The 18473-nt window shown below is 70.2% G+C and carries 15 protein-coding genes; 10 read left to right on the forward strand and 5 right to left on the reverse strand.

The features are described 5' to 3' along the window. The first annotated feature begins 31 nt into the window (after positions 1 to 31). The gene (locus tag IOD14_RS09280; RefSeq protein WP_212670028.1) at positions 32 to 652 is read left to right on the forward strand and encodes a chorismate mutase; all 621 of its coding nucleotides are present in this window, start codon (positions 32 to 34) and stop codon (positions 650 to 652) included. Positions 653 to 708: 56 nt separating this feature from the next. On the opposite strand, the gene IOD14_RS09285 is transcribed toward IOD14_RS09280, so the two are convergent. After that, a complete protein-coding gene (locus tag IOD14_RS09285) occupies positions 709 to 2748 on the reverse strand; it encodes a glycoside hydrolase family 31 protein (protein ID WP_212670029.1) in 2040 nt (679 codons plus the stop codon). Positions 2749 to 2896: 148 nt separating this feature from the next. Next, positions 2897 to 3910 (reverse strand): LacI family DNA-binding transcriptional regulator, encoded by a 1014-nt coding sequence (locus IOD14_RS09290; protein WP_123991928.1) that lies wholly within the window; start codon positions 3908 to 3910, stop codon positions 2897 to 2899. Between the two features lie 447 nt (positions 3911 to 4357). Here IOD14_RS09290 and IOD14_RS09295 point away from each other — a divergent pair, with 447 nt between their 5' ends. The 8 genes from IOD14_RS09295 to IOD14_RS09330 all read left to right on the forward strand — a co-directional run bounded on the left by IOD14_RS09295 (position 4358) and on the right by IOD14_RS09330 (position 15720). Further along, positions 4358 to 6289 carry an acyl-CoA dehydrogenase family protein gene (locus tag IOD14_RS09295; RefSeq protein ID WP_123991929.1) on the forward strand — a complete coding sequence of 644 codons (1932 nt, stop codon included), beginning with the start codon at positions 4358 to 4360 and terminating at the stop codon, positions 6287 to 6289. 75 nt (positions 6290 to 6364) lie between these two features. After that, on the forward strand, positions 6365 to 7621 hold the full coding sequence (dxr, locus tag IOD14_RS09300; protein WP_123991930.1) for a 1-deoxy-D-xylulose-5-phosphate reductoisomerase: 1257 nt from the start codon (positions 6365 to 6367) through the stop codon (positions 7619 to 7621). Between the two features lie 8 nt (positions 7622 to 7629). Then, entirely contained in the window at positions 7630 to 8922 is a 1293-nt protein-coding gene (locus IOD14_RS09305) for a site-2 protease family protein (RefSeq protein ID WP_212673232.1), read from the forward strand. A gap of 122 nt (positions 8923 to 9044) precedes the next feature. Continuing rightward, complete coding sequence (locus IOD14_RS09310) at positions 9045 to 11003, forward strand: recombinase family protein (protein ID WP_212670030.1); 1959 nt, start codon at positions 9045 to 9047, stop codon at positions 11001 to 11003. A 189-nt stretch (positions 11004 to 11192) separates the two neighbouring features. Further along, positions 11193 to 12350, forward strand: coding sequence for a flavodoxin-dependent (E)-4-hydroxy-3-methylbut-2-enyl-diphosphate synthase (gene ispG, locus IOD14_RS09315; protein ID WP_123991932.1), 1158 nt, complete (start codon positions 11193 to 11195; stop codon positions 12348 to 12350). Positions 12351 to 12538: 188 nt separating this feature from the next. Further along, positions 12539 to 13387 carry a GNAT family N-acetyltransferase gene (locus tag IOD14_RS09320; RefSeq protein WP_212670031.1) on the forward strand — a complete coding sequence of 283 codons (849 nt, stop codon included), beginning with the start codon at positions 12539 to 12541 and terminating at the stop codon, positions 13385 to 13387. A 25-nt stretch (positions 13388 to 13412) separates the two neighbouring features. Then, positions 13413 to 13943, forward strand: coding sequence for a GNAT family N-acetyltransferase (locus IOD14_RS09325; protein ID WP_123991934.1), 531 nt, complete (start codon positions 13413 to 13415; stop codon positions 13941 to 13943). A gap of 73 nt (positions 13944 to 14016) precedes the next feature. Continuing rightward, entirely contained in the window at positions 14017 to 15720 is a 1704-nt protein-coding gene (locus IOD14_RS09330) for a proline--tRNA ligase (protein WP_212670032.1), read from the forward strand. Between the two features lie 134 nt (positions 15721 to 15854). Here the strand turns inward: IOD14_RS09330 and IOD14_RS09335 are convergent, their stop codons facing one another. From IOD14_RS09335 to IOD14_RS09345, 3 genes are read right to left on the reverse strand one after another with little or no spacing between them, the layout of a single operon-like run. After that, complete coding sequence (locus tag IOD14_RS09335) at positions 15855 to 16745, reverse strand: aminoglycoside phosphotransferase family protein (protein WP_212670033.1); 891 nt, start codon at positions 16743 to 16745, stop codon at positions 15855 to 15857. Between the two features lie 28 nt (positions 16746 to 16773). After that, the gene (locus IOD14_RS09340; protein WP_212670034.1) at positions 16774 to 17253 is read right to left on the reverse strand and encodes a ferritin-like domain-containing protein; all 480 of its coding nucleotides are present in this window, start codon (positions 17251 to 17253) and stop codon (positions 16774 to 16776) included. Continuing rightward, a complete protein-coding gene (locus IOD14_RS09345; RefSeq protein WP_212670035.1) occupies positions 17250 to 17798 on the reverse strand; it encodes a hypothetical protein in 549 nt (182 codons plus the stop codon). Before IOD14_RS09345 ends, IOD14_RS09340 begins: the two co-directional genes overlap by 4 nt. A gap of 176 nt (positions 17799 to 17974) precedes the next feature. On the opposite strand from IOD14_RS09345, the gene rimP reads away from it, so the two are divergent. Beyond that, positions 17975 to 18472 carry a ribosome maturation factor RimP gene (gene rimP, locus IOD14_RS09350; RefSeq protein ID WP_123991939.1) on the forward strand — a complete coding sequence of 166 codons (498 nt, stop codon included), beginning with the start codon at positions 17975 to 17977 and terminating at the stop codon, positions 18470 to 18472. Position 18473 lies beyond the last annotated feature (1 nt).

The raw sequence follows: 18473 nt of genomic DNA on the forward strand, positions 1-18473 counted from the left end.
ACCTTGAGGGAGCGTCGGGTTTGATGGGGACATGCGTACCACCACCCCCCTCCGACGTGCCCTGATCACCGTGACCGCGACCGCGGCCGTCGTGCTCACCGCGACGGGCACCGCGGTCGCGGTTCCGGTCCACGGCACCGCGGCGGCCCCCCACACCGCCGCACTCGCCCTGTCCCCCCTGCACTCCGTCGTCGGACTCGCCGCCGAACGCCTGGCCACCGCCGACCTGGTCGCCGCGGCCAAGTGGGGCACCGACAGCCCCATCGACGACCCCGCCCGCGAACAGCAGGTCCTCGACAACGTGGCCGCCCAGGCCCAGCAGCTCGGCGCGGACCCGGACGAGATCCGGGTCATCTTCCGCGACCAGATCGAGGCGAACAAGGTCGTCCAGCGGGGCCTGTTCCAGCGCTGGACCGACCACCCCGACCAGGCCCCGACGACCAAGCCGGACCTGACCGTCGTACGGCAGGAGATCAACCGGATCACCAGCGCGCTGGTCCAGGCCCTGGCCGACACCTCCGAGAACCGCGGCACCGTCGCGTGCCGTCCCGAACTGGCCCTGGCCGGCCTCCAGGTCCACCAGGAGGACCACCTGGACGCCCTGCACACCCGCGCCCTGATCCGCGCCCTGCCCTCCGTCTGCCGAGGCTGACCCCCGCACGACGAAGCGGCCGGCCCACCCCCGTGGGACCGGCCGCTTCGGTATGCCTACTCCGTCACCGGCAGCCGTGCCCCGTCCCGCAGGAACAGCGGGATGCGGTCCAGCGGCGCGTCGACGGTCACCGTCCTGCCGCCCTCGTACGTCTCACCGGTCCACGCGTCCGTCCAGGTCGCGCCCGCCGGGAGATAGGTCGTACGGGCCGTCGCGCCCGCCGTGAGCACCGGGGCGACCAGGAGGTCCGCGCCGAAGAGGTAGGCGTCGTCGACCGTCCACGTCGCCTGGTCCTCCGGGAACTCCAGGAACAGCGGCCGCATCGGAGTCAGGCCCTCCTCATGGGCCTCGCGCATGACCTTCAGGACATACGGCTTCAGACGCTCCCGCAGCCGCAGGTACTTCTCCATGATCGCGCCGGCCGCCTCCCCGTACGACCACACCTCGTTGGGTCCGCCCGTCATGTCGGGACCCAGCGGCATGCCCGGGTCACGGAAGCCGTGCAGCCGCATCAGCGGCGACAGCGTGCCGAACTGGAACCAGCGGACCATGACCTCGCGATACGCCGGGTCGTCCGGATCGCCGCCGTGGAAGCCGCCGATGTCCGTGTTCCACCAGGGGATCCCGGACATGGCCGTGTTGAGGCCCGCCGCGATCTGCTCGCGCAGAGTGGCGAAGTCGGTGCCGATGTCACCGGACCACAGGGCGGCGCCGTGACGCTGACTGCCCGCCCAGGCCGAGCGGTTGAGGGTGATGACCTCCTCGCCGGCGGCCGCCAGGCCCTCGTGGAAGGTGCGGGAGTTCTCCGCCGGGTACAGGTTGCCGACCTCCAGGCCGGGGCCCGCCCAGTACCGCAGGTTCTCCTGGAAGCCGGGCTTGAGCTCGGGCTCGCAGGCGTCCAGCCAGAACGCCGTGATGCCGTACGGCTCCAGGTAGTTCTCCTTCACGCGCGACCACATGAACTCCCGGGCCTCCGGGTTCGTCGCGTCGTAGAAGGCCACCTGGACGGTCGATGCGACCCCCTTGTCCGGCCAGTCGGCGTGGGCCATCGGGCCGTACTGGGTGCCGATGAACCAGCCGCGCTGCTCCATCAGGGAGTGGTTCTCGCTGAGCGGCGACACCGACGGCCAGACGCTGACCACCAACTTGATGCCCAGCTCCTCCAGTTCGCGGACCATCGCCGCCGGGTCGGGCCACTCGGCCGGGTCGAACTTCCACTCGCCGAGGTGCGTCCAGTGGAAGAAGTCGCAGACGATCGCCGAGATCGGCAGGCCCCGGCGTTTGTACTCCCGGGCCACGGAGAGGAGTTCGTCCTGGGTGCGGTAGCGCAGCTTGCACTGCCAGAAGCCCGCCGCCCACTCCGGCAGCATCGGAGTACGGCCGGTCACCGCGCTGTAGCGGCGCTGCCCGTCCGCCGGATCGCCCGCGGTGATCCAGTAGTCGATCTGGCGGGCCGAGTCGGCCACCCAGCGGGTGCCGTTGCGGGCGAGCTCCACCCGGCCGATCGCCGGGTTGTTCCACAGCAGGGTGTAACCGCGGCTGGACGCGAGGACCGGGATGGTGACCTCGGCGTTGCGCTGGACCAGGTCGAGGACCAGGCCCTTCTGGTCCAGCTTGCCGTGCTGGTGCTGGCCGAGGCCGTACAGCTTCTCGTCGTCGTAGGCGGCGAAGCGCTGCTCCAGACGGTGGTGGCCGTTGCCGACCGCCGTGTACAGGCGCGAGCCGGGCCACCAGAAGTGGGCGCGGGCCTCCGCGAGGAGCTCGGCCGAGTCCTCGGTGCGCAGGAAGCGCAGCTGCCCCTCGGCGTCGACGTGGACGGTCAGCGCGCCCACCGTCAACTGGCCTTCCCCGTCACCGATCTTGACCGTGCTCTCGGTGGCCGGCGGCTCGTCGAGCAGGGCGCCCGGCAGCCCCTGCAGGATCGGCCCGCCGAGCCGGGCGCGCACCCGTACCGCGTCCGGGCCCCAGGGCTCGACGCGCACGGTCTCCTGGCGCCCGCTCCACTCCAGCGCCCCGTCCCGCTCCCGGAACGTACCGAGGGTGGGGGACGACTGCGCGAGGCTGACCTTGGGCTGGATTTCGGCAGACTGATTCACGAGGAGTGCTCCTGAAGGAATGCAGACAGGGGCGTGCCGCACAGGAACGGAACGCGTGGTGGTGTGGTCCGGGGTGCGTGATGTCCGGACACGTGGTGTCAGGTGTGGGTGGTGTGCCGGTGTGCGTGGTGTCCGGGGCGGGAGCTGCTCAGGACGCCGAGGGCGCCGGGCCCGTGCTCGCCCGGACCGTCAACTCGGGTTCGATCAGGACGACTTCGTCCTCACCGCGGCCCTCCAGCTTGGCGACCAGCCGCTCCAGGGCGTGCCGGCCCATCTCCTGGGCGGGGATGGCGACCGACGTCAGCCGCACCGAGGCCTGGACGGCGACCTGTTCGGGGCAGATCGCGACCACCGAGACGTCCTCGGGGATGGCCCGGCCCTGCTGGCGCAGCAGTGCGAGCAGCGGTTCGACGGCCTGTTCGTTCTGCACGACGAAGCCCGTGGTGGACGGGCGCTCGTCGAGGATGCGGGCGAGCGTCACGGCCATCGCGTCGTACCCGCCCTCGCACGGCCGGTGCAGCAGCCGTACGCCCAACTCCCCGGCGCGCGACCGGAGTCCGTCCAAGGTGCGCTCGGCGAAACCGGTGTGCCGTTCGTAGACCGCGGGGGCCTCGCCGATGACAGCGATGTCGCGGTGACCGAGCTTCGCGAGATGCTCGACGCACAGGGCGCCGGTGGCCCGGAAGTCCAGATCGACACAGGTCAGCCCCGAGGTGTCGGCGGGGAGGCCGATGAGCACGGAGGGCTGGTCGGTGCCGCGCAGCAACGGCAGCCGCTCGTCGTCGAGTTCGACGTCCATCAGGATCATCGCGTCGGCGAGCCCGCTGCCGGTGACGCGTCGTACGGCGTCGGGACCCTCCTCGCCGGTGAGCAGCAGGACGTCGTACCCGTGCGTCCGGGCGTTGGTGGCCACCGCGATGGCGATCTCCATCATCACCGGCACGTACATGTCGGTGCGGAGCGGGATCATCAGCGCGATGATGTTCGACCGGCTGCTGGCGAGTGCGCGGGCGCCGGCGTTCGGGTGGTAGCCGAGTTCGCGGATGCTCTCCTCGACCCGCTGCCGGGTGCTCGTCGAGATGGACCGCTTGCCACTGAGGACATAGCTCACCGTGCTCGCCGAGACTCCGGCGTGCTGGGCGACCTCGGCGAGGGTGACCATCCAGCTCTCCAAGCTTTGTGAAGCGCTTCGACAGTGCGCAGTACGAACAGGTGCGGGTGGGGGTGGTTCGACAGTAGCTCCCCCGGGAGTGGGTGTCCATAGGTTGTCGAAGCGCTTCGACAGAGACTCGTGGCCGGGCGCCCCGCACAGACGGGACCGAAGCCGGCGGAGCCCCTCCGGCCTGGCCGTTCGCCCACTCGCCGGAGCGCGGCCTCCTGCCTACCACGACGGGCCGACAGCAGGCCATGGAACGGCACGGGGGAGTCCGGCGCCGGATGCCTGCCAGGTCGCCCACGCGACTGGACACCGCACCGCATTGCGTCGACATCGGCCGAACGGCCGCGCGAGGGGTGGTGACCTCGCCCGGGATCGGGTACATACGATCGGGTAGCACCCGTCGGTAACCATACGGCCCCCAAGATCCCGATTCACGACGAGGTGAGCCTGATGTCCGCACCGTCCACCAAGCCCGTCGTCACCGAGCGCGAGGCCCGCGAGGTGGCGGAGGCCGCCCGGGAGCAGGACTGGCGCAAGCCCAGCTTCGCCAAGGAACTCTTCCTCGGCCGATTCCGGCTCGACCTCATCCACCCCCACCCGATGCCCCCCGAGGAGGACGCCCGTCGCGGCGAGGAGTTCCTCGCCAAGCTCCGCGACTTCTGCGAGACCAAGGTGGACGGCGCCCTCATCGAACGCGAGGCCCGCATCCCCGACGACGTCGTGGGCGGCCTCAAGGAGCTCGGCGCCTTCGGCATGAAGATCGACCCCAAGTACGACGGCCTCGGCCTCACCCAGGTGTACTACAACAAGGCCCTGGCCCTCGTGGGCTCCGCGAGCCCCGCGATCGGCGTGCTGCTCTCCGCCCATCAGTCGATCGGCGTACCGCAGCCGCTGAAACTGTTCGGCACCCAGGAGCAGAAGGAGAAGTTCCTGCCCCGGTGCGCCCGCACCGACATCAGCGCCTTCCTCCTCACCGAACCCGACGTCGGCTCCGACCCGGCCCGCCTCGCCACCACCGCCGTACCGGACGGGGACGACTACATCCTCGACGGGGTGAAACTCTGGACCACCAACGGAGTGGTCGCCGACCTCCTCGTCGTCATGGCCCGCGTCCCGAAGTCCGAGGGACACAAGGGCGGCATCACCGCCTTCGTCGTCGAGACCGACTCACCCGGCGTCACCGTCGAGAACCGCAACGCCTTCATGGGCCTGCGCGGCATCGAGAACGGCGTCACCCGCTTCCACCAGGTCCGCGTCCCGGCCGCCAACCTCATCGGCAAGGAGGGTCAGGGCCTCAAGATCGCCCTGACCACCCTCAACACCGGCCGCCTCTCGCTGCCCGCCTCCTGCGTCGCCGCCGGCAAATGGTGCCTGAAGATCGCCCGCGAATGGTCCGCCGCCCGCGAGCAGTGGGGCAAGCCCATCGCCCACCACGAGGCCGTCGGCTCCAAGATCTCCTTCATCGCGGCGACCACCTTCGCCCTGGAGGCCGTCCTCGACCTGTCCTCCCAGATGGCCGACGAGAACCGCAACGACATCCGCATCGAGGGCGCCCTCGCCAAGCTCTACGCCTCCGAGATGGCCTGGCTCGTCGCCGACGAACTCGTCCAGATCCGCGGCGGCCGCGGCTTCGAGACCGCGGAATCGCTGCGAGCCCGCGGCGAGAAGGCCGTCCCCGCCGAACAGGTCCTGCGCGACCTGCGCATCAACCGCATCTTCGAGGGCTCCACGGAGATCATGCACCTCCTGATCGCCCGGGAGGCCGTCGACGCCCACCTGTCGGTGGCGGGCGACCTGATCGACCCCGACAAGTCCCTGTCCGACAAGGCGAAGGCCGGCGCGAACGCAGGCGTCTTCTACGCCAAATGGCTCCCGAAACTGGTCGCAGGACCGGGCCAACTGCCGAACTCCTACGCAGAGTTCAAACGCGAGGTCGACCTCTCGACGCACCTGCGCTACGTCGAACGCACCTCCCGCAAACTCGCCCGCTCCACCTTCTACGCCATGTCCCGCTGGCAGGGCCGCATGGAGACCAAACAGGGCTTCCTCGGCCGGATCGTCGACATCGGCGCCGAACTGTTCGCCATGAGCGCGGCCTGCGTACGCGCCGAACTGCTGTACACCACCGAAGCCCACGGCCGCGAGGCCTACCAGCTCGCCGACGCCTTCTGCCACCAGTCCCGCCTGCGCGTCGAGGAACTCTTCGGCCGCCTCTGGAACAACACCGACGAACAGGATCGCAAGGTCGTCAAGGGAGTCCTCTCCGGCACCTACACCTGGCTCGAGGACGGCATCGTCGACCCCTCCGGCGAAGGTGCCTGGATCGCCGACGCGACCCCCGGCCCCTCCGAGAAGGAGAACGTCCACCGGCCCGTCCGCTGACCCCTCACGACAGCGCGCCCCCCGAGAGAGGGACGCGCTGTCCTCCTACACCGCCCTTACGGCCACAATGGAGGGATGAGCGACAGTCCAGCCCCCCTCGCCGATCCGCACCTGGTCTACGACCCCGTCGCGGGCGACGGCCCCAAGGACGTGGTGATCCTCGGTTCCACCGGCTCGATCGGCACCCAGGCCATCGACCTCGTGCTGCGCAACCCCGACCGGTTCCGGGTGACCGCGCTCTCCGCCAACGGCGGACGTGTGGCGCTCCTCGCCGAGCAGGCGCACCGGCTGAGGGTGCGGACCGTCGCGGTCGCCCGCGAGGACGTCGTACCGCAGCTCCGCGAGGCGCTCAGCGCCCTGTACGGCACGGACGAACCGCTCCCCGAGATCCTCGCGGGACCGGACGCGGCCACACAGGCGGCCGCCTCCGACGCGCACACCGTCCTCAACGGCATCACCGGCTCCATCGGACTCGCCCCCACCCTCGCCGCCCTGGAGGCGGGCCGAACCCTCGCGCTCGCCAACAAGGAGTCGCTCATCGTGGGCGGCCCGCTGGTGAAGGCCCTCGCCAAGCCCGGGCAGATCATCCCCGTCGACTCCGAGCACGCGGCCCTCTTCCAGGCCCTGGCCTCCGGAACGCGGGCCGACGTGCGCAAGCTGGTCGTCACGGCCTCCGGCGGCCCCTTCCGCGGCCGCACCAAGGCCGAGCTCGCCCGGGTCACCGTCGAGGACGCCCTCGCCCACCCCACCTGGGCCATGGGACCAGTCATCACCATCAACTCCTCGACCCTCGTCAACAAGGGGCTCGAGGTCATCGAGGCACACCTCCTCTACGACATTCCCTTCGACCGCATTGAGGTGGTCGTGCATCCCCAGTCGTATGTCCACTCGATGGTTGAGTTCACTGACGGATCCACGATCGCCCAGGCGACGCCCCCCGACATGCGCGGGCCGATCGCCATCGGTCTCGGCTGGCCCGAGCGCGTCCCCGACGCGGCGCCCGCCTTCGACTGGAGCAAGGCGTCCACCTGGGAGTTCTTCCCGCTCGACAACGAAGCGTTTCCCTCGGTCAACCTTGCGAGACACGTGGGACAGCTCGCGGGCACGGCCCCGGCGGTGTTCAATGCCGCCAACGAGGAGTGCGTGGAGGCCTTCCGGGCCGGCGCGCTGCCGTACCTCGGGATCATGGAGACCGTGACCCGGGTGGTGGACGAGCACGGCACCCCGAGCAGGGGAACCTCGCTCACCGTCGCGGACGTCCTCGAAGCGGAGACCTGGGCGCGGACCCGGGCCCGGGAACTGACGGCACAGACGGCGGAGGCCCGTGCATGACGACCCTGATGTTCATCCTCGGCATAGGGCTCTTCGCCTTCGGCCTCCTGGTGTCGATCGCGTGGCACGAGCTGGGGCACCTGTCCTTCGCCAAGCTCTTCGGCATCCGCGTGCCGCAGTACATGGTCGGCTTCGGCCCGACCATCTGGTCGCGGAAGAAGGGCGAGACGGAGTACGGCATCAAGGCCGTCCCCTTCGGCGGCTACATCCGCATGATCGGCATGTTCCCGCCCGGCGACGACGGCCGCATAAGCGCCCGCTCGACGTCCCCCTGGCGCGGCATGATCGAGGACGCCCGCTCGGCCGCCTTCGAGGAGCTCCAGCCCGGCGACGAGAAGCGCCTCTTCTACACCCGTAAGCCCTGGAAACGCGTCATCGTCATGTTCGCGGGCCCCTTCGCGAACCTGGTCCTCGCGGTCGCGCTGTTCCTCACGGTCCTCATGGGCTTCGGCATCTCCCAGCAGACCAACACGGTCAGCTCGGTCTCCAAGTGCGTGATCGCCCAGAGCCAGAACCGCGAGACCTGCAAGGCCTCCGACCCCGCCTCCCCGGCGGCCGCCGCCGGCCTCAAGGCGGGCGACAAGATCATCGCGTTCAACGGCGTGAAGACGGACGACTGGAACAAACTCTCCGACCTGATCCGCGCCAACCCCGACAAGAGGGTCCCGATCGTCGTCGACCGGGACGGCAAGGACGTCACCCTGACGGCGAAGATCGCCTCCAACCAGGTCGCCAAGAAGGACTCCAGCGGTCAGTACGTCCAGGGCGAGTACGTCACCGCCGGCTTCCTCGGCTTCAGCGCCGCCACCGGCGTCGTCAAGCAGGACTTCGGCGACTCCGTGGTGTGGATGGGCGACCGCGTCGGCGAGGCCGTCGACTCCCTCGCCGCCCTCCCCGGCAAGATCCCGGCCCTGTGGAACGCGGCCTTCGACGACGCCCCGCGCGAACCGGACTCCCCGATGGGCGTGGTCGGCGCGGCGCGGGTCGGCGGCGAGATCTTCACCCTCGACATCCCGCCCACCCAGCAGCTCGCGATGGCGCTGATGCTGGTGGCGGGCTTCAACCTCTCCCTCTTCCTCTTCAACATGCTCCCGCTGCTCCCCCTGGACGGCGGCCACATCGCGGGCGCCCTGTGGGAGTCCCTGCGCCGCAACCTGGCCAAGGTCCTCAAGCGCCCGGACCCGGGCCCGTTCGACGTGGCGAAGCTGATGCCGGTGGCCTACGTGGTGGCGGGCATCTTCATCTGCTTTACCTTGCTGGTCCTCGTCGCCGATGTAGTTAATCCGGTCAGGATCAGCTGAAAAGCGGTCACTTCCTATCAAGATATCAATATGCCTCGCCTTTCATCCGCGTAGCTCACACGGGTGAAAGGCGAGGCTTATTCGTACGGAGTAGGTGCGGACTTCGTACGTTCTTGCTGTTCATGGGCGACCCCAGCGGTGCGCGAACACCCTGGGGTCTGGCCAGTCTCGAAGGGACTGACATGCAGCAAGGTACTGCGCCGAGCGCAGAAGACAAGGGCAAGGGCTCCGAGGCACTCGCCGTCGCCGCGTACATGCGGGTCTCGACAGCGGAGCAGATGAGAAGGTATGGAATCCCCGCTCAAGCCGACGCCACTCGGACGTTCGTGGAGAGGCGTTCGAATTGGCGACTCGCGGGCTCCTGGGAGGACCTCGGCGAATCAGGCGCGACAACTTCGAGGCCTGGGCTGAACGAGCTGCTCGCGGAAATCGCCGTAGGCCGGGTCGACGTCGTACTCGTGTCCAGCCTTGACCGTCTGGGGCGTACCGAAGCCGCCATCTGGCGCTGCCTCTGGCAGATCGAGGATGCCGGGGCGGGACTTGAGTGCTGTGACCGGGTTCTGGGGGAACCGGGACTCGACAGGTGGCTCACGCTCGACCGGCTGGCCCGGGCGGTAGAGGCGGATTACTGCCGTATCGTCACCCGAACCCAGTCAGGTCGGCAGCTCAAGGCAGTTGGCGGCGGTTGGCCGGGCGGTCCCGCTCCCTTTGGTTACAGAATCAGTGGGAAGGGCGCCTTCGGATCGACTCTTGAGGTCGATTCGACCGAGGCTGCCGTGGTGAGGCTTCTGGCAGACCTTGTGATCGAGGGCGGCCAGACCCTCACAGACCTTGCCGAGGAACTGAACAGGCGGGGCATTCCCACCCGCAGCGGCAAGCGTTGGACGACGGCGAACCTTCACCGACGGCTGAAGAGCGCGGCGTTTCTCGGAGAGGCCGTCTTTCGCCGCACCGATCAGCAATGGGGTGGCCATTGCACCAGGCTTGATGGCTCCGGACAGCCTCTGTACGGCGAGAGTGTGGTGATTCCGCTGCCTCCGATCCTCTCGGCGGACCGGACCCGTGCCTTTCAGCAAGCGCTGACGGAGCTGGCCCGGCCCCGGAGGAATCCCTTGGGGGAGTATCCGCTCACCGGGCGAATCCACGGGCCGTGTGGACGGCCGTACGTCGGGTGCTTCCGCAGTAAGGACGGGGTGCGGACGTACCGCTGTTCGGGATGGCAGGAAAAGGTCCCCTGCGGTTGCTTCTACCTCCGTGCGGATCACGTCGAGGAACAGGTGGCACGGCACGTCGATGCTCTGCTGGCATCCATGCCACCCCATGCTCGGCCCATGCTCCCGTCCGCGTCCGAGACGCAGAGGCGACTGGACCTGCATGCCGAGCGAGTGAGGTCCCTGGAGCGGCTTGTGGCGCAGTGTGCGGAAGAACTGGAAGGATTGCGGTGTCAGGCCCCGAACAGTCGTGTCGTTGCAGCTGCGCTGCGGCAGCTTGATGCTGACCGCAGAGCGTTGGAGCGAGTCCTCGCCCACGCGCGGGACTGGCTGGCGGAGCTTGAGGCCCGAGTCCTCAGGGATGTCCGGCTCACGGATGTCCTGGGGGTGGCCGCACCGGACAGTCAGGCATTGCTGCCTTCGGAGCAGCGAAGCCTGATTGAGCAGCTCCAGGTGCGAGTCGACATCGTGGACGCCGAGTTTCGGTACCGCGAGGGGACGAAGTGCTCGGCCGCGCAGTGGCATGGGCGCACAGGGGTGACTGTTCCTGCCGATCCCACAGACAGTTCGTGGGCCCGCATCGACGAGTTGCTCCGCTCCAGGTACCGGCCTCACCACTTCCGTTCGCCGCTCGACCTGCGAGCTGCCCTCACGGGGATGCTTCATCGTCTGCGCACGGGGATCCTGTGGCGTGATCTTCCGGAGCGTTTCGGCGATCCTCGAAAGGTGCGATTCCGGCAGCGAACCTGGTTGGCGGACGGGGTGTGGGCGGAGATCGTGGAGCTCCTCGGTGACGGCGAAGACGGAACTCCTGTGCTGAGTCACGGAGCCGCTCCGGAACTGTCCGTCCGCTCCGGCCGACGTCGTTAACCCGGTCAGAATCTCCTAGTCATGCGGCGTTCGAGGCGGCCCGGTGCTTTGCGTGCCGGGCCGTTCTCCATTGGGTGGGTTTGGCGGCCGCGATGTGCTGCTGACCGTGCCGGTGCCGTAATCTCGAAGCCTGGAGCCCGCCGCTGACGGGACCTGGGCCTTGATCCACGACTTGGGGTTGCACAGCAGATGACTGCGATTTCTCTCGGCATGCCGTCCGTTCCGACCAGGGTTGCCGAGCGCCGCAAGAGCCGGCAGATCCAGGTGGGCACCGTCGCGGTCGGCGGCGACGCGCCGGTCTCCGTCCAGTCGATGACCACGACCCGTACGTCCGACATCGGCGCGACGCTCCAGCAGATCGCCGAGCTGACCGCCTCCGGCTGCCAGATCGTGCGCGTGGCCTGCCCGACCCAGGACGACGCCGACGCCCTCGCCACGATCGCCCGCAAGTCGCAGATCCCGGTGATCGCGGACATCCACTTCCAGCCCAAGTACGTGTTCGCGGCGATCGAGGCGGGCTGTGCGGCCGTACGCGTCAATCCCGGCAACATCAAGCAGTTCGACGACAAGGTCAAGGAGATCGCGAAGGCCGCGCGCGATCACGGCACCCCGATCCGCATCGGCGTGAACGCGGGCTCCCTGGACCGCCGCCTGCTCCAGAAGTACGGCAAGGCCACGCCCGAGGCGCTCGTCGAGTCGGCCCTGTGGGAGGCGTCCCTCTTCGAGGAGCACGACTTCCGGGACATCAAGATCTCGGTCAAGCACAACGACCCGGTCGTCATGATCGAGGCGTACAAGCAGCTGGCCGCGCAGTGCGACTACCCCCTCCACCTCGGCGTCACCGAGGCGGGCCCGGCGTTCCAGGGCACCATCAAGAGCGCGGTGGCCTTCGGAGCCCTCCTGTCCCAGGGCATCGGCGACACCATCCGCGTCTCCCTCTCGGCCCCGCCGGTCGAGGAGGTCAAGGTCGGCAACCAGATCCTGGAGTCCCTGAACCTCAAGCAGCGCGGCCTGGAGATCGTGTCCTGCCCCTCCTGCGGCCGGGCCCAGGTCGACGTCTACAAGCTGGCCGAGGAGGTCACCGCAGGTCTGACCGGCATGGAGGTCCCCCTCCGCGTGGCGGTCATGGGCTGCGTCGTGAACGGCCCCGGTGAGGCCCGCGAGGCCGACCTCGGCGTCGCCTCCGGCAACGGCAAGGGCCAGATCTTCGTGAAGGGCGAGGTCATCAAGACCGTCCCCGAGTCCAAGATCGTCGAGACCCTCATCGAGGAGGCCATGAAGCTGGCCGAGAAGATGCAGGACGAAGGCGTGGAGTCGGGCGAGCCGTCGGTGTCGGTGGCGGGCTGACACCCAGCCCGTCCGGCGTTTGAGGACGAGGCCCTTGGGGCCGATGGGGATCCGGGGGCGCAGCCCCCGGACGGTCACCGAGACACACGGCGCCTCACAGCCCACCGGCACCCGAACACAGGTCGGCACGGCCCAGCTTCCGCAGGTACAGTGCGGAGATCAGCAGACCCCAGTGTGAGGCCCCGCCCGTGTTGACCCAGACGACCTCCCGGGTCCTCGAACCGAGCGACCTGGACGCCGCGCTCGCCGTCCTCGACCGTGAGCCGGTCGCGAACGCCTTCGTGACGTCGAGGGTCCAGGTGGCCGGCCTCGACCCCTGGCGGCTCGGCGGCGAGATGTGGGGCTGGTACGAGGACGGCATGCTCACGTCCCTCTGCTACGCCGGCGCCAACCTCGTCCCGATCTGCGCGACCCCCCGTGCCGTCCGCGCCTTCGCCGACCGTGCCCGGCGTGCCGGCCGCCGCTGCTCCTCCATCGTCGGCCCCGCCGAACCCACCACCCAGCTCTGGCGCCTGCTGGAGCCCAGCTGGGGCCCGGCCCGCGAGGTCCGCGGCCGCCAGCCCCTCATGGTCACCGACCGCATGCCCACCAACGTCGCTCCGGATCCGTACGTCCGCCGCATCCGCAAGGACGAGATGGAGACGATCATGCCGGCGTGCGTGGCCATGTTCACCGAAGAGGTCGGCGTCTCCCCGCTGGCCGGTGACGGCGGTCTCCTGTACCAGGCCCGCGTCGCCGAACTCGTCGGCGCCGGCCGCTCCTTCGCCCGCCTCGACGAACACGGCAAGGTCGTCTTCAAGGCGGAGATCGGCGCGGCGACGGACCGGGCCTGCCAGATCCAGGGCGTCTGGGTGGCCCCCGAGTACCGGGGCAGGGGAGTGGCGGCGCCCGGGATGGCCGCGGTCCTGCGGTACGCGCTCGCGGACGTGGCGCCGGTGGTCAGCCTCTACGTCAACGACTTCAACACGGCGGCGAGAAGGACGTACACGAGGGTGGGCTTCCAGGAAGTGGGCGCGTTCATGAGCGTCCTTTTCTGAACCCGCCTACCTGTACGCTCCCCGCATGGACCTCGTCATCGGCCCCCTAGACCTGTCGGCCCACGTGGACGAGGCTCTCGCGGTCCAAGCCGTCGCCTTCGGGCTCGGCGCGGACGAAGTGGCCGTCCGCCGCCAGATCGTGCTCCGCCACATGACCTATCCCGGCGCGCGAGCCCTCGGCGCGACCGTCGGACAGCGGCTCGTCGGATTCGTGTACGGCATGCCCAACGACCGCACCCACTGGTGGTCCACCGTCGTGGAGCCCTACCTCCGGGCCCAGCACAACGACGGCTGGCTCGACGACTCCTTCGTGATCACCGAGCTCCACGTCCACCCGCAGCACCAGAACCGGGGCATCGGCCGCGCCCTGATCACCACGATCACCGACGGCGTCACCGAGCCCCGCTCGATCCTCTCCGCGATCGACACCGACAGCCCGGCCCGCGGCCTGTACCACTCCCTCGGCTACCAGGACCTCGCCCGCCAGGTCCTCTTCCCGAGCGCCCCGAAGCCGTACGCCGTGATGGGCGCCCCGCTGCCGCTGCGTCGCCGCTGACCGATTTCCACCGGCACAGCGTGCCCGGCTAACCTCCTAGCCATCACCGTTTCCCGGCAGGAGTACGAGAATCATGGCCAACGCACCGGTCCAGCGCATGTCCCAGTTGATGGCGAAGACGCTGCGCGACGACCCGGCGGACGCCGAGGTCCTCAGTCACAAGCTGCTCGTGCGCGCCGGGTACGTGCGCCGGACCGCCGCCGGTATCTGGTCCTGGCTGCCGCTGGGCAAGAAGGTGCTGGCCAACGTCGAGCGGATCGTCCGCGAGGAGATGGACGCGATCGGCGCCCAGGAGGTGCTGCTCCCCGCCCTGCTGCCGCGCGAGCCCTACGAGGCGACGGGCCGCTGGGAGGAGTACGGGGCCGAGCTGTTCCGGCTCCAGGACCGCAAGGGCGGCGACTACCTCCTCGGCCCGACCCACGAGGAGATCTTCACCCTGCTGGTGAAGGACCAGGCGTCCTCCTACAAGGACCTGCCGGTCATCCTGTACCAGATCCAGCACAAGTACCGTGACGAGGCCCGCCCGCGGGCCGGCATCCTGCGCGGCCGCGAGTTCCTGATGAAGGACTCCTACTCCTTCGACACCGAGGACGAGGGCCTGGCCCGGTCCTACGCCCTGCACCGGCAGGCCTACCAGAAGGTCTTCGAGCGCCTGGGTCTCGACTACCGCATCTGCGCCGCGACCGCCGGTGCCATGGGCGGCTCCAAGTCGGAGGAGTTCCTCGCCCCGGCCGAGGCCGGCGAGGACACCTTCGCGGACTGCCCGAACTGCGACTTCGCGGCCAACACCGAGGCGATCACGTACGAATTGAAGCCGGTGGACGGCGCCTCGGTCCCCGCGCTCGAGGAGATCCCCACCCCGGACACCCCGACCATCGAGACGCTCGCCGCGCACCTCGGTGTCGAGGCCTCCGAGACCCTGAAGAACCTCCTCGTGAAGGTCGACGGCGAGATCGTGGCCGTCGGTGTCCCCGGCGACCGCGAGGTCGACCTGGGCAAGGTCGAGGCGCACTTCGCGCCCGCCGTGGTGGAACTGGTGACGGCGGAGGACTTCACCGGCCGCCCCGACCTCGTGCGCGGCTACGTCGGTCCGCAGGGCCGTCAGGAGAAGCTGAAGTACATCGCCGACCCGCGCGTGGCTCCCGGCACCGCCTGGATCACCGGCGCCAACAAGGACGCCACGCACGCGAAGAACGTCGTCGCGGGCCGGGACTTCGAGGTCGACGAGTACGTCGACGTCGTGGTCGTCCAGGAGGGCGACCCGTGCCCGAAGTGCGGCACCGGCCTCAAGCTGGACCGTGCCATCGAGATCGGCCACATCTTCCAGCTGGGCCGTAAGTACGCCGACGCCCTCAAGCTCGACGTCCTCGGCCAGAACGGCAAGCCGGTCCGCGTGACCATGGGCTCCTACGGCATCGGCGTCTCCCGCGCGGTGGCCGCCCTCGCCGAGCAGTCCGCCGACGACAAGGGCCTGTGCTGGCCCGCCGAGGTCGCCCCGGCCGACGTGCACGTCGTCGCCGCCGGCAAGGCCCTTCAGATCGAACTGGCCCTCGACGTCTCGGAGAAGCTGCGCGCGGCGGGCCTCAGGGTCCTCGTGGACGACCGGGCCGGGGTCTCCCCGGGCGTGAAGTTCACCGACTCCGAGCTGATCGGCGTGCCGAAGATCCTGGTCGCGGGCCGCCGTTCCGCCGAGGGCGTCCTGGAGCTCAAGGACCGCCGCACCGGTGAGCGCGAGGAGCTGACGGTGGACGAGGCGATCGCCCGTCTCAGCGTGTGAGCGTCTGAGAGTCCGAGCGTCTGAAGGAGCGGGCCGGAGTGGGGCTGTGTCACTCCGGCCCGCTTCGGTATTGGTGTCAGCGTCGACTTCGGCGTCGGCGGAGAGTGACCGCGCAGCGGCGCCGGCCGTGCGTCTCATAGCCAGCCGGCGAACTCCAGCAGCAGCTCGGCGTCCCGGGGCCGTCCCACTCGCAGGGCCCTGACCCCCGACTCGACGGCCCGGAACAGCGTCCACCCCCGCAGCCGTTCCTGATCCACCTCCAGCGACTCCGCGAGCCGCTTCACCCGGCGCCGAGTGGTCGCCGCCCCCGAGGGGGAGGCGATCAGGTCCTCCACCCGATCCCGCACGAGCCGGGCGAGATCGAACGCGCACTCCCCGACGACGGGGTCGGGCCCGACGGCGAGCCAGGGAGACCGCTCACCGGCCAGCACCTTGCTCTGCCGGAACGTCCCGTGCAGCAACCGCTGCTCCGGGGGCGCGGCCAGCAGGGACTCCCGGGCGTCGAGCGCCGCGCCCACCAGCCCGGTCACCTCCGCGGGAGCACCGCGCAGGGCGGCGGCCTGCCGTCCGGTCCGCTCGGCCACCGTCTCGAAGACATGGTCATCGGGCGGCTCCACCCACAGCCGCCGCAGGGTCCCGGCCGCCTCCAGCAGCGCCTTCGCCTCCGGCAGGGACCGCACGGAGACATCGGGATGCAGCCGTTCGAGCAGCAGCACACCCTCGGTGACGAACGGCTCGAGCAGCTGTACGGCCCCCCGCCCGTCCCAGTGCGCGAGGGCGGCCCGCTCGCTCTCGGGGCGGGACCGGGGCGGCACCAGCTTGAGCACGGCCGGCGTCCCGCCGGGCCGTCGCACGAGCACGACGAGGCTGCTGCGCCCGCCGGGCACCTGCACCCGTTCCACGGTCAACTCGCGCAGCTCGACGGCCTGTTCGGCGGTCCGGGGCAGCTTGTCCACCCAGTCGTCGCCGTCCGGGACGCTCTCGCCGAGCGCCCGCACCAGCCGCTGCGGTGGTTCGAAAGCCATGCGCGAGTCGTTCCCTTCCAGTACCGCGTTACGCCGTGGGGGCCGTCGGAGAACCCGAGGCGGAGGACGAGGGCGACACCGTGGTCGCCCGCTCGGCGAGCCCAGGGAAGGCTACGCTCTCGCCGCGCCAGCGCACCGCGCGCACCGCGGCCTCCCGCAGCGCCTCGGCACCCATGCTCCGCAGCTTGGACCCGGTTGCCCGCACCAGGTCGGAGTACACCCCGGCCACCCGGTCCTCCAGGTCGGCGGCGAGCCGTACGGCCGCGGCGGAGTCCGGCACCGGGAAGGGCAGCGCGTACCCCGCCGCCGCGGCCACCGGCGTCCCGCCCAGGCTCCGCACCTCACGCGCCAGGGCGTCCCGGCGGGCCCGGTGGGCGTCGTAGGCGGCCCTGGCCTCCGCGCGCCTGCCCTCGCGGATCCGGCCGCCGACGACGCCGTAGCCGTAGACGGCGGCGTGCTCGGCGGCCAGCGCCTTCTGGAGGGCCTCCAGCTGCTGCTTCTCGCTCATCGGGCGGCCTCCGTCAGCAGATAGGCGTGCCCCGCTCCGGCCGCCGCGACCGAGGCCAGCAGCCGGGCCAGCTCGCCCGGCACGTCCAGCAGGGCCTTGGCCCGCCGGTCGGCGAGCGCTCGTTCGGCCGCGGCCAGCTGGGCCAGGGCTTCCTTCTCGGTCGTGGGCACGGCGGCCGACGGCGAGGGCGAGGCGCCGCTCGACGCGGTGGGCGAAGTGCTGCTCGACGCGGTGGGGGAGGCCGTCCTGGCCGTCCCCCCGAACGCCTCCACATGCCGCACCGCTTCCGCCCGCAAGGGCCCCACGCGCTCCGCGAGAGCCGGGTGGGCGGCCAGGACGGCGTCGTACCGCTCGACGATCCCCCGGCTGTCCCGGGCCGCACGCACGCGCGCCCGCTCGACGACGGAGGGACTTCCGGCGGTGCCCTCCTCGCTGCTTCCGGTCCCGTCGGAGCAGCCCACGAGAAGGGCGCCCCCGGCGACCGAGGCGAGCAGGGATCTTCTGCGCGGCCCGGAGGGGACGCGCGGCGGAGGCGGGTACGGCACGGGAGACGTCCTCAGGAAGCTCGTACGAACACACGGGCGGGAGGTCGGGCCCGCCGGCGATCACGGTACCCGCGCATCGGATGTCACCTGGACGGCAACACCCCCCGCGACCGGATACCCTTTGACCAGACACGCGACCTACCCACAACAGCACACGCGGCCGAGGAGTCACCCGGATGAGCACCACCCAGAGCGAGAGGCTGCGAGAGCTCCTGGAACCGCTCGTCACCTCCCAGGGCCTGGATCTCGAAGAGATCGCAGTGGACTCCGTCGGACGGAAGCGGGTGCTGCGCGTCGTCGTCGACTCGGACACCGGAGCCGACCTGGACCAGATCGCCGATGTGAGCCGCGCGCTCTCGGCGAAGCTGGACGAGAGCGACGCGATGGGTGCGGGGGAGTACACCCTCGAGGTCGGCACCCCGGGCGCGGAGCGCCTTCTCAAGGAGCACCGGCACTACGAGCGGGCCGTGGACCGGCTGGTGAAGTTCCAGCTCACCGAGGGCGGCGAGCTGGTCGCCAGGATCCTGAAGGTCGACGACGAGGGCCTGGACCTCGAGGTGCCCGGTGTGAAGGGCCGCAAGGCCACCGCCCGTCGGCTCGCCTTCTCCGACTTCGACAAGGCGCGCGTGCAGGTCGAGTTCAGCCGCAAGGACAAGAACGAAGAGGAGGCGTAGC

Origin of the sequence: Streptomyces sp. A2-16 (assembly GCF_018128905.1) — a bacterium.
In the GTDB taxonomy this organism is placed as follows: Bacteria; Actinomycetota; Actinomycetes; order Streptomycetales; family Streptomycetaceae; genus Streptomyces.